The organism is Bradyrhizobium nivariense (assembly GCF_029846695.2).
GTDB lineage: Bacteria > Pseudomonadota > Alphaproteobacteria > Rhizobiales > Xanthobacteraceae > Bradyrhizobium.
Window position 1 is genome coordinate 26,440 of record NZ_JARWCR020000004.1, and the last position, 14,530, is coordinate 40,969.

Annotated in this window: 11 protein-coding genes and 1 pseudogene; 4 read left to right on the forward strand and 8 right to left on the reverse strand. The window is 61.7% G+C overall.

Translation table 11 applies throughout. From position 1 onward, the window contains the following. The first annotated feature begins 191 nt into the window (after positions 1 to 191). Complete coding sequence (locus tag QCM77_RS04975) at positions 192 to 416, forward strand: hypothetical protein (protein ID WP_462804290.1); 225 nt, start codon at positions 192 to 194, stop codon at positions 414 to 416. 300 nt (positions 417 to 716) lie between these two features. Here the strand turns inward: QCM77_RS04975 and QCM77_RS04980 are convergent, their stop codons facing one another. The 8 genes and pseudogenes from QCM77_RS04980 to QCM77_RS05015 all read right to left on the reverse strand — a co-directional run bounded on the left by QCM77_RS04980 (position 717) and on the right by QCM77_RS05015 (position 12,464). Beyond that, on the reverse strand, positions 717 to 2,003 hold the full coding sequence (locus tag QCM77_RS04980; RefSeq protein WP_279682109.1) for a TIGR02679 family protein: 1,287 nt from the start codon (positions 2,001 to 2,003) through the stop codon (positions 717 to 719). Next, positions 2,000 to 6,178: a TIGR02680 family protein gene (locus QCM77_RS04985; protein ID WP_279682110.1), complete on the reverse strand. Its 4,179-nt coding sequence runs from the start codon at positions 6,176 to 6,178 to the stop codon at positions 2,000 to 2,002. The genes QCM77_RS04980 and QCM77_RS04985 overlap by 4 nt, the downstream gene beginning before the upstream one ends. Next, a pseudogene (locus QCM77_RS04990) lies at positions 6,175 to 7,466 on the reverse strand (TIGR02678 family protein). The gene QCM77_RS04985 and the pseudogene QCM77_RS04990 overlap by 4 nt, the downstream one beginning before the upstream one ends. Next, positions 7,463 to 8,983 carry a TIGR02677 family protein gene (locus tag QCM77_RS04995; protein ID WP_279682114.1) on the reverse strand — a complete coding sequence of 507 codons (1,521 nt, stop codon included), beginning with the start codon at positions 8,981 to 8,983 and terminating at the stop codon, positions 7,463 to 7,465. Before QCM77_RS04995 ends, QCM77_RS04990 begins: the two are co-directional and overlap by 4 nt. 337 nt (positions 8,984 to 9,320) lie before the next feature. Next, positions 9,321 to 10,235: an aldo/keto reductase gene (locus tag QCM77_RS05000; RefSeq protein ID WP_279682116.1), complete on the reverse strand. Its 915-nt coding sequence runs from the start codon at positions 10,233 to 10,235 to the stop codon at positions 9,321 to 9,323. Then, positions 10,232 to 10,813, reverse strand: a complete 582-nt coding sequence (locus QCM77_RS05005) for an AAA family ATPase (RefSeq protein ID WP_279682117.1) — start codon at positions 10,811 to 10,813, stop codon at positions 10,232 to 10,234. The genes QCM77_RS05000 and QCM77_RS05005 overlap by 4 nt, the downstream gene beginning before the upstream one ends. 11 nt (positions 10,814 to 10,824) lie before the next feature. After that, positions 10,825 to 11,415, reverse strand: a complete 591-nt coding sequence (locus QCM77_RS05010; RefSeq protein ID WP_279682119.1) for a 3'-5' exonuclease — start codon at positions 11,413 to 11,415, stop codon at positions 10,825 to 10,827. Beyond that, on the reverse strand, positions 11,406 to 12,464 hold the full coding sequence (locus QCM77_RS05015; RefSeq protein WP_279682121.1) for a radical SAM protein: 1,059 nt from the start codon (positions 12,462 to 12,464) through the stop codon (positions 11,406 to 11,408). The genes QCM77_RS05010 and QCM77_RS05015 overlap by 10 nt, the downstream gene beginning before the upstream one ends. Positions 12,465 to 12,654: 190 nt before the next feature. On the opposite strand from QCM77_RS05015, the gene QCM77_RS05020 reads away from it, so the two are divergent. The 3 genes from QCM77_RS05020 (at position 12,655) to QCM77_RS05030 (ending at position 14,300) form a co-directional block, all read left to right on the forward strand. Continuing rightward, positions 12,655 to 12,906, forward strand: coding sequence for a C40 family peptidase (locus tag QCM77_RS05020; RefSeq protein ID WP_279682123.1), 252 nt, complete (start codon positions 12,655 to 12,657; stop codon positions 12,904 to 12,906). Beyond that, positions 12,891 to 13,229 (forward strand): hypothetical protein, encoded by a 339-nt coding sequence (locus tag QCM77_RS05025; RefSeq protein WP_279682124.1) that lies wholly within the window; start codon positions 12,891 to 12,893, stop codon positions 13,227 to 13,229. Before QCM77_RS05020 ends, QCM77_RS05025 begins: the two co-directional genes overlap by 16 nt. A gap of 336 nt (positions 13,230 to 13,565) precedes the next feature. Then, a complete protein-coding gene (locus QCM77_RS05030; RefSeq protein WP_279682126.1) occupies positions 13,566 to 14,300 on the forward strand; it encodes a DUF6088 family protein in 735 nt (244 codons plus the stop codon). Positions 14,301 to 14,530: the final 230 nt, after the last annotated feature.

The following is a 14,530-nucleotide window of genomic DNA, read 5'->3' on the forward strand; positions in this document are numbered from 1 at the left end:
GACTGGTGTCGCTGGCGTGTGACAAGGCAATGGCTATCCGCATGAGTTGTGGACGACGCGGCTCTTGGCGCGCCATGCGCGCGAACAGGGGCCGGCGGCAGGGCATGGGTGTTCGGCTAATTTGGTCCAGGGAACGGTGTGCAAGATCCTCCGCCAAGAGGAAATCAAGTCGCACAAGGTGAGCTACTACCTTGAAAACCGCGACGCCGGATTTGCCGCCCAAGCCTGGCGTCCACGCCACCTTTGCGTGCGATCATGAATACAAGCGCCATGGCACGCTCAGCTTGTTGGGTGGGATTGATCTGCTGATTGGCAAGGTCCACGCCCTTGTCAAGGACCGCCACCGCAGTCGAGAGTTCATCGAGTTCCTCAGGCTGTCAATGCCGCCTATCCGCCGAACCCTGCGATCAAATTGATTCTCGACAATCATTCCGCGCACATATCGAGAGAAACAAGAACCTGGCTCGCCACGACCGGTTGGACGCTTCGAACTCACCTTCACCCCCAAGCACGGCTCGTGGCTCAATCTCATCGAGCGGTTCTTCTCCAAGTTCGCCCGTTCAGTCCTGCGGCATATCCGGGTGGCCTCAAAACACGAACTCAAGGTGCGCATCATGGCTGGCATCGACGACGTCAATCGCCATCCTGTCATTCATACCTGGTCCTTCAAACTCGCCGACGCCGCCTCATATGATTCGAACCAAGGAAACGCTGAACTAGTTGTCGTTCGGGCCTAGGTCTTTCAACAGTGAAGCCGCAAGGGCTTCTTCAGCAATCGACAGACAATGGCGCTGCATCGCTGCCATCAATGCGTCGTCCCACATCGCATGGACAGCCTTTCCTGTTAGGGGCTGTCCCATATCTGATACGCCTTCGGCGGCGACCTCATAGTCGCTTGCATTAAAACGCCAAGGTTGCGCGCCGTGCTCGCGCATCACGTGGTTGCCGATTCTTACGCCTGGCCAATCGAAATCGCCGTGATAGCGAAGCTGCGCTCGTGCTTTGGCCAGTTGCGATAACAGGCATCGCTGCGCGGCAGCAGGCATGCCGTCCGTGCAGACGAGCGGTGCGCAGCCGGCGCCCCAGTGATCCGCAGCGATGGCGACAAGATTAGGATTTTCGCAAACATAAATCGTGCGACCGGTCACGTCCCAGGACAACGGGGCGCGCAAAAGCGAACGAAGCGAAGCATAGGCCGGCTCTCCTGGTGACCAACCGTGGCGCTCAGCGCTACGTATGGGCAGGTTTAGAAATAACACCGGACGTGCCAACTCGTTAACAAGCACTCCTGCTTTCGCCCAGACGTCGCGGTGGCTTTCCACACCGGCCTGCTCTAGGTCGTTATCCTCATCCCTTTCACCCACAGTAACGCCAGCACCACAGCCATCGGACCGCGTCGTCAACTGACGCCAGATCGTTAGGACCAACGTGGCCGCCGGTTGGCCGCTGTCAAGCCCATGGGGATCGCCCAGCGCATCGGCGGCCAATTGCGAACGCGTTATGCCGATCGCCGGCAGACGCTCCAACGTGGCTTCGACGCGGCGGCAGATCTTGAGCGCCGCAGTTGGGCTCTGCCGCGCGAGCCGCTTGAGCAATCCCATGCCCGCGGACGTTCCGAGCAATTCGATCAATGAGCTGTGCGTGCAGCGATCCAGCACATCGGACCACATCGTTTGTATTGCCAAACGCCTCGTGGCGAGATGCGCGATCGGGCCATCGAGTTGCTCGAGTGCATCACGCAGCGAAACGGCGACGCCAGCATTTCTGAACGCGGTGTCGATGAGGCCAACATCAACCTGTAGGGAATTCGCGTAGCGGCCAGGGCGACCCAGCAAGGACGCCAGTGCAGCGTGTTCATCCACGGTGAGTTGGCCGATGCGAAAGCCTTCGATCGCGGTATCCAGCGGTGCCCGTTCGAACCGCTGGCGCAGGCGCTTGCGCAGCGAGGCAAAGCGATCGCCGCCGAGCAGGCGCTGCAGCCGTGGATCGATCACCGAACTCATCTCGACGCAAATCTGCGATCGGGGTCGCTTTCGCGCGTCTTGGCGCGGCCATCCCAGGTCCAGCGCGAAACGAACACCGCGTCGATCCCTTCGCGCCGTTGCAATTGACAGATGGCGACGCCGGGCAACTCGGCATAACATGCCCATTCGCGCTCGCTCGTAATCACGAAGTCGAGGTCGAACTCGCGGATCAGCCCCATACAGTGGGCGCGCGCGGCGTCATCAATGCCGGCGAATGCTTCATCAAGCAGCATGAGACGTGGTGCCAGCTTGTAGCTGCCCTGGCTGTAGAAACTGGCGATCGCGGCGAACAGCGGCACGGTAAGGCCGAGCGCACGTTCGCCGCTGGAGGCCGGGCCCGAAAGCTTGCGCCAGTGCCCGTCTTGCCAGCGCTCGACGCGAAAGCGGTGCCAGCGTCGATAGTCCAGCGCGCGCGTCAGTTGGTCGATCAAGGCGCCTCCCGACTCGGTCCCGACGCCTGAAACGGTGCGTTCCCGCTCCAAGGCAATGCGTTGCTGCAGCATCGCGCCAACCACCCGCCGATCTTCGGCCGACCACAGATCTGCGCTGGTATTGAGCAAGCGTTTTCGCGCCGCATCGAGGCCGACCGGAGCGCCTTCTTCTTCGCCCAACGGTTGCCATAACAGTCGGTAGCGGACACCGGTTGATGTCGGACGGCTGTACAGTTCCTTGTTGATGGCGTCGCGTCGGTTTTCCGCCGCCTGCAGCAGTCGCTGCACCTCGGATGCGATTTCGGCCTGTAGATGGTTCTCCAGCACGGTTCGTTCTTGCGCCGTGAGCAACTCGCTGCGCTGGGCGATCTCCTCGACCAGCTGCGCGGCGAGACGATCCGGGCGTTCGGGCCTGTTCTGGTAAATGACGTGGGCGATCAATCCCCAGTCGTTGTGCTCGGACTGCGCACGGTGACCGAGCGCGCCGAGAGTCGTTTGCAGCTCCGTCAATTCTTGGCTGATTTCCTTTTGCACGCGCGTCCAGGTCTCTTCTTTGTCGTCCAGCGAAGACAGCGCCTGTTCCGCGCGGCGCGCGAGGGTGAGGGCAGGATCGATCGTCCAGACAGCGACCATATCGGGCACTTCAAGCTGCGGAAGCGCCGCGGCGAGCAGGCCGGTGCTCGCGAACTGCTGGAACTTCGAAATGGCTTCGGCGCGTGCGTCGCTGCATCGTTCGAACTGCGTGTTCGCATTGTTGGCTTGTTCCTGCGCGACCGCGCGCGCCTGACCGGATTTGTTCAGACTCTCGCGTGCCCGACCAAGGCCGGTCTCGCTGGCATCGACGGCATCACGGGCTTTGAACAGTTGCTGCCGTAATTCCTCGACCTTTGCGCCGATCGTTTCGCGCAGCACCTCGAACCGAGTGGACGCCTCTTCGTCCTCGATCCGGGCGACCGCGCAGCGTTCTTCCTGCGCCGTCAGATCGTCATGTGCCTCGCTTTCGCGCAGACGTTCTTTTTTAAGGTTGGGCAGGGCCAGGCGCGCCTCCTGGATCGCCTGCGTCAGGTCAATCTGGGCATTCTGATAGCTGCTGAGGGCCGTCTCGACGCCCGTGAGGTCGGCCGGCGATGCAGGCAGGCGCAGGTCGGTGGCGTCGGCAACGCGCCGCTGCCGCGCCGCCTGCAAATCCTGCTCGCTCGCATCGCGCTGCACGGTGGCTTCGGCCCACCGCTGGCGGGCGGTATCCGCTTCGCGTGCAGCGGCAGCCGCCGCCAGATGGGATTTGCGCAGGGCTTCGTCCGATGGAGCCAACCGCCATTCTTCAGCGGCCTGATCCTGATCCTTGCTGAGTTGATCGGCTCCCTCTTGCACGGCTGCAAGTGCGTCAGCCAGCTGCGCCAGCCGAGCGGAAATCTCGGACAACCGCCGCGCGCGGGCGGCGGCGCGGGCCGCATAGCCAATATAGACGGCTTCCGGTTTGCTCCAGGCACCGGCGAGCGCACCGAGCCTGAAGCGGCCGTCCGCTGCGATCCAGGTTTCGCAATCGATGGGATCATCGTCGGCACAGACAATGCCGGATAACAGTTGCTCGACGACGATTGTGGGGACCATGCTGTCGGGCGGCACGTCGGCCTGCAACCAGTTGGCGAGCGACGACGATTGGGATGGACGCGCCAGCATCTGCGTATCGAACAGCGGAACGTCGCCATCGCCGGACTGCAAACGGCCATCGGGCGAGAGCCAGGCATCGAGCAGGCCAGCGGCTTCGAGTGCAGCTTCGAGGCCGGCCCGTTGCGAAATGGTGAGCGCCGCGCGAAAATCCACCAATTGCCAGAGCGGGGCGCCGTCGCGACCGTTCCGAACATTGTCCGCGCGAGTATGAGGCTGCGGCGGCATGGTATCGACGCCACCTTCGAGGCGAAGGCGTTCGTCGTCGAGTGCCTTGCGCTCGGCCTGTAGGGCTTGCTGGTGGCCCTCCAGCGACACGCGCTTGGCCGCCAAACGCTCGCTGGCCTGCTGTTGCGCGACCTGCAAGCGCTGCCGCGCCGGATTGTCGCCGTCCATTGCGATGCCCCATTCGGCCAGGACTGCAAGCGCGTCGAACCCGTCATCCGGGCCGATCCGCAATTGCTTCAAACCGTCTAAGCAGTTCTGCCAGGACTGAACCAAGGCCTGCCCTTCACGCTCCACATCGGCATCGGCGTGCTCGCGCCGTTCCGCTGCGACTTCGGCAGCTTCCCGCGCTTCATCGTGCCTCGTCTGGCGCTGCGCATGCAGGGCTTCGGCGGCAGCCACCTCCGCATCGCGCCGGCGTAGCGTCGCGATCTGGTCGCGCCGGTCGGAGACCAGAGCGCGAAGCCCGGAGCGAGCGCTTTCGAAAGCGGGCGGCGTCAACTCGCCAAGGGTCGCAGCGTCCAGCGCGGCGAACGGATGCTCCGCATGGAAGCTCGCAACCCCAGCGGCCTCGGCATCGGGGATACATTTCCGGCGCAGGTCGGCGATCTGACGTTCGGCCGCCGCCACGCGCAGCGCTGCCTGTTCTTTTTCCTCGATAGTACGGTCCAATCGTCGCCGCGCCCCGGCGACCGCATCGGCTGCGATTCCGAATGCCCGCTTGCGGGCGGCTGCATCGCTCTCCGCGCTTTCGAGGCGGTTCGCATCTTCCATCCCGGCGCCCGATTGCAGGGTTTCAAGGCGGGTTCGTTCGCGTTTGAGTGCGACTTCGGCCGCGTCTCGGGCGAGATGCGCATTTGCTTCGTCGGTCTGGGCCGTCTCAAGTCGCCCCTGCGCTTCGCCGCGCGAACGGCTCGCATTGTCGAATTCCGTCTGCGCCTGGCGCAGCGTGCGGGCCTGTCGCCGGCTCTGCGTTCCCGCATAGATACGATAGCGCTGATCGAAGCGACCCACGGCCTTTGCCAGCGCCCGATAGTCCTCGAGCTGACGGCGATCGTCTTCCAGCTGGCCGAGCGCTTCGGCGACATCGCCGAGCAGTTCCGGCGCCAGCGGCGGCAGGGCCTCGGTGAGCGCGTTGGACAGCGCCGCTTCATCGGGCTTCTTCGACAGTTGCGGCTGGCGCAGCTGAATCAGCGTATCCATCAGCGCGTCGTAGCGCCTAGCGCCCAGGTGAAACAGGCGTTCATCGACCGCGCGGCGGTAGCTGGCCCCGGTGTCGAACATCTGGCCACGGCCACCGAGCGCATCGCGCAGTCGCTCGCGCGTCAGGACCACCCGTTGCTCGCTCATCAGCCAGAGGTCCTGATTGATGCGCGCCGCGTTGTCCGCATCGTCCAGGATGAAGAACCAGCTATCGACCTGCGGCCGCGCCGCGACGGCGGAGAGCCCTGCGCCGAGCGTGAGGTAGTGCAGCGTGCCATCGTCGCCGCGACGGCCGAACTCGATCCAGGCATAGCCGGTTCGTCGGTCGTAGCTATTCATCAGCAAGTTCCAGGACATCTTCTTGCCGCTGTCGCCGTCGGGCTCGATGCGGGAAGACTTGAGTTGCGCATCGAGCAGAAACGGAAGCGTCAGTGACAGCACCTTCGATTTGCCGGTGCCGTTATTACCACGCAGCAACAGGTGTCCGTCGCGGAACCAGAATTCTTCGCTGTCATAGTGGAACATCTCCACCAGCCCGAGCCGCAGCGGTTGCCAGCGGAGCTGTGACGGGACCGGAAGCGCCGGGCGCTCCATTAAGGCAGTAAACGAAGCCGGACGATCGTTCATGCGAGACCGAGTTGGCCAGCGGCCGCTGCCGGCATGCGTTCCGTATCACGGAGGTTACGAATCTCTGCCTCGCCGAGTCCGAAACGGGTGATCGCCGGCAGCGGATGGATCCTGTCGGCGTTTCTCACGACGAGCTGCAGCTTCTCCAATCGCTCAATCGCGATCAGTGCAAGTTCGCGCTCGGCACCGGCTTCCCGCGCCGACTTGCGCCAGTATCGGCCATATCGGCCCTTGGCGTCGCGCAAGAAGGCGATAACGTCCTGGTCCGAGTAGCCGGCTGATGGGGATGCTGCCGCGGCATCCTCCATTTTTTGCCGCCGAATCCCACTGGCGAGGAATTCCGCAACCAGCAGCGTGGCGTGAGCATCGGTGCCTTCTGCAGGCATGGCCACATCGGTCAGCACCCCGGCCTCATCCACCAGCGCCAGCCCCTCGGCGCGGTGCTCCGCAACGAGACCTGCGGCGTCGCACAGACGGGCGGACATCACGCCGCGCTGGTTGACGAAATAAGCGCGGGCTTCCGCGTCCAACGTGTCGATATAGATCACCGGGTCATCGAGAAGGCGCCGCGCGAGTTGGTGGCGGAGCGCGGTCCGGCGCCCGTCATCGCTGTCCGACACATGCTCGCTGACCAAGGCCTGCAGGCGGGCTTCAAGCGAGGCAGGAGCGTCGTCCGGTCGCCATGTGGATGGACCACGCACGGCCGCCAGCATGCGAGCGTACGACGCTGTACGTCGTAGAGCGCGTCGGCCTGCTCGCCTCCGCCGTGGACAAAGGCATCTTCGTCGCCGAGCACGCGCTGCAGAACGCCGATCTCCAGCAGCGTCCGGCAGACTGCGACCAATTCGCGCCGCTCGTGATGGGTGCCCAGCGTGAACGCAAAGCCGAGCGCGGCCAGCGCCGGCTCAGCGGCGTATTGCAAAAGCCGCTCGCCGAGCAGCCGCAGCGTGATCTGCGGCTCGGCGCGTTCGAGCACGGCACAGGCCAGGCAAAGCAGTACATAACGGCGCCGGTCGTAACCGGGCAGGCCGCGCATGCTGGCGGAGAGGTCCGCCGGCCGCTTGTAGAGCCGTGCCCCCTCCTGCTCGATCTGCAGCGGCCAGCCGGTTTCACGCGCGAACCAGCCACGCAAGGCGTCGGCCTGACGACGGACCGCGGCAAAGTCGTTATGGGCCGGGGTCATCAGCGGTGTCATCAATAGCGCGCGCACCGCGCTCCGAAACTCCTCGCGCTGGTGCTGTCGTTGTTGCTGGCCGATCCTACGACTATCCCCGGCGAGATCGGTCATCGGATATCCTGCGTCGATGTGATCGTAATCAGGTGATCGCGTCCGGAAAAAACGCCATGTGGCGTGTGGATCTCGGTCCGGCTCTCGGCTGCGAGGGGTGTCAGGCTGATATGCAGCAATCCGTCGCCGGTCTGCCGCGCCACGGCGGCGTCCGGCCCGGCCTGTTCCGTCAGCGCTTCGCCGAGCAGCCCGAGAAAAAGGCCAAAGGCATGCTGATCGAGCTGGCCGAGATCGGAAAGCCGCGTGGCCTGACCGGTCGCGAGCCGTCTGCGCGCGGCTTCGACCTGCAGCGACTCTTCGGCGAGTTCGAGCGCCAGCCGTGCGCGAGCCTCTGTGCGGTCGCGGATGCGGGCCATCGGGCCGCGCGGCGCAGCCTCGCCATATTCGCGCAGGCGGGGATGAATCTGGAGCGGCGGCGCATCAGCCCAGCGCGTGCTGGCCGGCAGATCCGCATCCGCGTCGGTATTCAGCGCGAAATGCCGCGCCGGATTGAGCGCGAATGCAGCGCGCCCCAGCCGGTGAGCGTCGCCATCGTTCTGGCAGGCCGCAAACCAGCCAGCGAGGACGCGAAAATCCGCGGAGCGATCGCTGCGACCGCTGCGGCGCTCGTTGATCGTGGCGATCGCGCCGAGCAATTGCGGGATTGCCGATCTTGCTCTTGCCCTCAGCAACTCGGCTTGCGAAGGCTCATGGCCGCTCCGGAAGAACCAGCCGTGCAGGCCTGTCCAGCGCTCGCGCCAGGCATTTCGGTAAAAGGCCTGTGCCTCGGCGCGATCCGTTACATCACCGGGCGCGGCATCGCGTGCTTCGCGTACAGCGACCAGTTGCAGCAACGCGTCGATACGTGGCTCCAGAGCAAGGATGTGGCCTGCTATAGTGTCGGAGCGGCGCACCAGATCGCCAATAAAGCGCTCTAGATAGTCGATCAACTGGCGCTTGTAAGTCGCCACGGCCGTCGCTTCCGCCTGCTGCAGCGCGATGCTGCGGGCAACGCCGGCCATGAAGGCTTGTGCATTGTCAGCCAGACTTTCGAACACGCGCACAAGATCACGTAGTGTTTCGTGAACCTTCGCGACATCGGCCTCGCTTGCGTCAGCCAATGTCCGAAGCGCCTGCAGCCGGTTCGCGATGTCTTCAAGCGCCACCGTCTGCAGCTCGGCACGCCGTTGCAGCGTCGCAACGAACAGCGCCAGCGATGTTTCGACAGCCTCGCCGCCGTGCGAGAGACGATACAGGAAACGGGCACGGTAGAAATCGCCGAGACTCGAAACCCGCGCGGTGTCAGGATGCGATTCCAGATTGCCCCAGGCGGTCAGTTGGGCAAGCGCAGCGTTGACGTCCTCGATCCGAGTCGACATGCCGGACCATCGGGCCTCGCCCAGGACTTCGTCAGGCCTCAATTGCAAACGGTACTGCCGTTTGGCTGCGGCAAAGACGTCCATGATGCAGCGATAAAAGTCAGACTTCTCGGCACTCACATGCCTGAAAAGTTCAGCTGAATTGCTTACAGCGCGCATGGGGCTTCTTGCCTAAAGTCTTCCGCTGAAATTGCCGGTCCGCGCGACAGCGTAATACATTTACCGTTGGGCGACAGCAAAATCGGGTTCCATCCACTGGCGTGCGCAGCAAGGCGTCTCACACCTCTGATGGACGGGCCGAAATTATAATGTGATTTCAAATGCATATAAGCTCGCAGTTGTATTCCGAATGGCGCGCTATCCGTCTCGTTCATATAGCTTCGACTTTGAGATTGGCCTGGACCCGGCCCCAGACTAAATCTCAGCTTAGTCTGGGTTTTAATCTGGGAAAAGTTTATCGCCGGCAGCTCCTGAGGCTACTGAAAACCGAATGTCGTTAGGTTTTGTTGAGCTTGTCGAGCGCGGTCATCTCTTCTGACGAGAGAACAATTCTGGCTCCGCCGACGTTCGTTTTCAATTGCTCTATTGATGTGGCGCCCGGAATGACCCGAATGGTAGGAGACTTCGCCAGCAGCCATGCAAGGGCGACCGCAGCTGGTGCGACCGAATGAGCGGCCGCTAGGTCCCAGAGCGGATCGAGAGCCCGGCTTATTTCAGCCAGGCGTCCCGGTTCGAAGCGAGGGTCCTTCGCGCGATAATCAGTTGACGAGCGTTTCGTTTTCACATCGGGAATGCGCCCGAGTATCCCACGCCCGAGAGGTGAGTAGCAGACAAATTCGATGCTTTGGTCGTTCAGATATGTGAGGAGCCCTTTTTCCGGCTCACGCTGGATCAGAGAATACTCGTTTTGAACGAAAGATATCCGGTGCACCGCGGACGCTCGCTGCACCGTATCTGTGTCGGTAGCAGACAAGCCAAGGCCAAGCACTTTCCCTTCTTTCACGAGATCCGACACCGTGCCAACGACCTCTTCGACCGCGACGTTTGGATCGGGTCGATGCTGATACAGGACGTCAATGTAATCACGGCGTAATCGGCGCAGCGACCCTTCTACGGCTGAACGAATCGATTGCGGCCTAGAGTCCAATCCTACGATCTTGCCGGCTTCGAGGAGATATCCGAATTTAGTGGCGACCTCGACTCGGGCGCGATGGGAGCCGAGCGCATCGGCTAGCAGCTCTTCGTTGACGAAGGGACCGTAAAGCTCGGCCGTATCGAAATGCGTGACGCCCATATCGAGAGCTTGCCGGATGATCTCGACGGCAACATCACGTGCGATATGGCCGTAGATCCCGGTCAACGCCATGCATCCCAAACCGACACGCTTGGGACTGCAAGATGCCTCGTTCATTGAGGCCTAACAGCCGTCAGTCGAGATCGAACGATCTCAACAACGCGCTGCACCAGTTCTTTCCCATTGGCAGAGGTCAGGATTAGAGCGTTTGGCTCGATCTGGCTGACAAGCCGTTCGATCGCCGTCGCCGCAGCCATGCGAAACTCGCCGTCCAAATCCCGTCCCGCACCGACCTCGATATTACTGTCCAGCGCCGTTCTGATCAGGACATCGTAATCGGGGGTATGCGCCGTCGCGATCGTCATCAGTTCTTTCGACCGTCTGCTGTCGAGTGTTCGACCGGATAGCTCCAAGCCGGCTTGCAGGTATCCCAACGCATCGATGACTGGTCGGTCGACCAGAATAAGATCACTTTGAAGCGAAGCCTCGGCTTCGCAACGCAGGCATTCCGCCATAATCCAGAGCGTGCTTTCATAGGTGTGCTTCTTCAAGATCGGGAAGCCGAGATCTTTTGCCCTGCGCGCGAAATCGCCGATGCGGTGAATTCTCAAGCCTTCACCCTCGAGCTCCTGCTTAAGACGCTCAAGGAACGTGGTCTTTCCGGACGAATGCGTGCCGGCAATGGCGATCTTCACCAGAGGCGAAATCACAGCAGTGATCCCTGTTTCGGGTCCAGAATGTTCGCTTCCACGATGGCTCTGCGCCGTTCGTCGGTGGTCAGCGGCGACAATAAATGGATCATGAGGAGGGCGGTGAGTGTGGCGTCGTAAAGCGCCGAATGGTGCTTCGCGCCGGTACGATGAGCGGCTTCGTCGGCTAGTCGGAATTCAGTGCCGAGATTAGCGAGCCCGTAAGACGCCAATCCCGGCTTCAGCATCTTCGTGAGCTTTAACGTGTCGATCGCGGAACTAGGTTTCCAATCGGGGATCGACCTGGTCAAAATATCAACCTCGATCTTTACGTTGTGACCGACGATCGGCGCCTCCTCGATCAATGTTATGATATCGTCGGCGATGTCCGCGATGTCCGGAGACCCCACGACGTCGTCGTCCGTCAGCCCATGAATGCGCGTGGCGGCCGGTTTGATCCCGTGCTCTGGTCGAACGAACCAATGACGCTTATTTTCGGTCAGAACCAATCGATCGACCTGCAGCATCGCCAGCTCGACGATTTCGGGCGGAGAGCCACCGCTGCCTTCGCCGTCGATGACCCAGAACCGCTCGATATCTATTCCCATCCGACTTCAGCCCGTCCGTGCCGCCCATGAAGGTGCGGGTGCGATCGATCGTGGACCTGATAATTAAGCGCGTGTTGGATAAAGTAACGCTGCTGCTCAGTGCTCCCGCTCAGCTCGATTCGACGGTCGTCGATCGATATGTGATCTGTCTTGAGTTGCGCAAGCGCCGCCAGTTCTTGCACCCGGGAAACGTCGGGTTTTAAGTGAGTCCGGGTGCAGCGAGCGACCTGCGGCCGCGGACAGATGTCGCAAATCTCGCGCACTCCGAAATGGCCGTTGTAATCGGCGATGCCGTGGGCGTAGGCCACGCCGCACGACGTCTTCCGGAAGAGCGGCTTGCCCGCGAACGCGTTCGTCACGCGTCGCTCGATCTCCGCCGGCAAGATCTTGCGTCTTGCGATCTCCGGATAGAGGTCCGCTACCCCGGCGCCTCGGAGATGTTTGCGGATTTCCTCGCGATGAAAGAGACCGGTGAATACCGTCGCATCGGCATACTCGGACAAGGCCAACGCCCGGTCGATATGGTTGTCCGAGTCATTCAGCCCGGCGATCAGCGGCCTCCAGTATAGAATGGCTTTGGTTCTTGATGCATTGTCGTGAAGGACGCGCAGCGAATTTTTTGCATGCGCGCTGTCCACGGGCTCCACTCGCGCGTCCTCGATGCCAGACCAAGTGACGAGGATGGTCAGACGAAGGTTCTTCAGCCGCTCCAGCCGTTCCATGTCGTCAGGCTCGATCTTCCATCGGGTAATGACGAGCACGGAATTCTTGAGCCCCCTGTCATCAAGCAGCTCCAGCGTTGCAACGAGATGTTCCTTCACGCCTGGCAGGAAGGGATCGGTCGCCCGGTTGAAGATCTGGATCGGTGTCGCATCGGGCCGGAAGGCCCAGTGGTTGACCAAGAGGTCAACCGCCTCGCGATCGCTGACGACCAGATGCGGCTGCTTCATGTCGAAGTTCTGGAAAAGATGGCGGACGCAGTAGCCGCAGTCGAGCGGGCAGCCGACGACATGGTTGAGGCTGAGGCCGGATTTTCGGTATTCGATCACGTCCCGAAGCGAGTCCGGAAGGTTGGCTGGGGCTGCTCGAAGGACTGGCATGGTTTGACGAATCCAGCAGAATATTCTATCGGGAAATGCGGGGGAGAAGCGTTTAACGGAGAGGTTGTGACTGCGCAAGGCCTTTTTTTCAAAGCATTTCCGGCCTGCGCGCCGGCGCACAGACGACGTGAATGAGCCTATGAAAAAGCTGAACCCGCAGCGCCTGCAGGCGGGCGACATCATCCTGACGTCAGGTCCGAACAAGGTGAGCAAAGCCGTCCGGCGCATGACCAAGAGCGAGATTTCGCATGCGATGGTCTACGTCCAGCACTCCTCCCTGATCGACGCAACGGCGCATGGCGTTCATTCCAGCAACCTGCAACGGCTTTTCCTGGAAGACGATGCCGTCGTTTCGTCTTGCGACATCGAACGCCGTTGGGTGAAGAGGTGATCCGGAAGGTTACCGATTTCGCCAGAGCTGCCACCGGCACCGAATACTCCAAGAAGGAGGCGATGGCCGTTGTCGCACGGAAGATTCGGCGTACCGGAAACCGCAAGCAGTTCTGTTCGCGGCTAGCCGCCCAAGCCTACGCTTTTGCCGGAATCAGCCTTGTGCCGAATCCCGACTATTGCAGCCCCGAAGACCTGCGGATGAGCGGGCAGCTGGTTGAGATTTCCGACGTGGAGCTGCCTGCTTCTGATCAAGAGGTCGCCTTCTGGGAAACCAGAGCGTTCCCTGGCGGCGATGACCGAGGCGACCAATGCGGCTCTTAAAGCCGCCCGCCGGCGGTCGAACAGCATTCAAAGCCTCAACGACATCATCGATTATTTGCTGGCCCATCCCAATGAGGATCGTCACCTCCGTCGGGCCGAATCAGGATATTTGACGGTTTGGCAGCTCGAACTCACTGTATGCGCGCCTGATGGCTTTGCACCGGATGCGGGTCGAGACGGCCCGGGCCTGGCTGGCAGAAAGTGCCGGGAACACCTAGCTCGCTCGTGGCCGGGTCGGACTGAAATCAGGATAATTTGGCCAGTTAGCAGGAGCGTCCGAAGTTTGTATACATATTTCGGTCAGGTGTGTCCGAGAAAGTTATACATTTTTCGGACATGAGCGACGACTCACCTGATCTCAAGACCGCAATCCTGGAGGGCATCCGGGCGGATGCCCCACGCAAGGTCTGGACGCCGACCGATTTCGTCGACCTCGCTTCGCGAGACGCCGTCGACAAGACGTTGCAGCGGCTGACCAACGCCGAAAACCTTAGGCGGATTGACCGCGGGCTCTACGACCAGCTCGGTTTCAACAAGCTGACCCAGAGACCCAACCCGCCCGATCCGCGATCCGTCATCGACGCCGTCGGGCGGCGTGACCAGAACCGGATGCTCGTCGACGGCATGACCGCCGCGAACGACCTGGGCCTGACCGACGCTGTGCCAGCGAAAATCGTGGTCCATACCGACGCGCGCAAACAGCCGATCAAGCTCGGCAACATCACCATTACCTTCCGTCCAACCGCTGCCAGTAAGCTCTTTTGGGTCGGACGGCCGGCCATGCGCATCATCCAGGCACTTCACTGGTTGCGTGATCTCCTGGCCCGTGAAGGCGAGAGTGACCGGGTTAAACGAAAGCTTGCCAAGCTCTTCGACGACCCGTCGCCAGGGCCGCCGCTTAAAGCCGATATCAACGCCGGCATGACCGCGCTTCCGACCTGGATGTGGGCGTTCCTCAAGCCCGCTGATCGAAAGCGACATCAATGTCCAAGCTCGACACGTCGATGGGCAGTGTTCAAGCGGCTTAAATCGGCGTGTCAACGTCGTAAGCTCTCCACGCCTGAAAGTTGACCTTTCTTCCGAAGCCAAGTTGGCCCATCTGCTATCGGATCGGCGGGTAAATGCTAGGAGACCGGGTCTGTTAGAGCTGCAACGCGGAAGCGCTGAGCACTCCTACGGTTCGCATGCGCGGTTTCTTTATCTCCGCCGCAAGACGGCGGAGCGAGCCGTAAACCCGACGCAAAAATGCTTATCCCCCCAACAACAGCAGGAATAATGCGCTGGTCTTGAATGTCAATTTA

Bases quoted from the DNA above. Each gene is read 5' to 3' on its own strand.
- QCM77_RS04980 (WP_279682109.1), bottom strand. From the start codon at position 2,003: ATGAGTTCGGTGATCGATCCACGGCTGCAGCGCCTGCTCGGCGGCGAT.
- QCM77_RS04985 (WP_279682110.1), bottom strand. From the start codon at position 6,178: ATGAACGATCGTCCGGCTTCGTTTACTGCCTTAATGGAGCGCCCGGCG.
- QCM77_RS04995 (WP_279682114.1), bottom strand. From the start codon at position 8,983: ATGCGCGCTGTAAGCAATTCAGCTGAACTTTTCAGGCATGTGAGTGCC.
- QCM77_RS05000 (WP_279682116.1), bottom strand. From the start codon at position 10,235: ATGAACGAGGCATCTTGCAGTCCCAAGCGTGTCGGTTTGGGATGCATG.
- QCM77_RS05010 (WP_279682119.1), bottom strand. From the start codon at position 11,415: ATGGGAATAGATATCGAGCGGTTCTGGGTCATCGACGGCGAAGGCAGC.
- QCM77_RS05020 (WP_279682123.1), top strand. From the start codon at position 12,655: ATGAAAAAGCTGAACCCGCAGCGCCTGCAGGCGGGCGACATCATCCTG.
- QCM77_RS05030 (WP_279682126.1), top strand. From the start codon at position 13,566: ATGAGCGACGACTCACCTGATCTCAAGACCGCAATCCTGGAGGGCATC.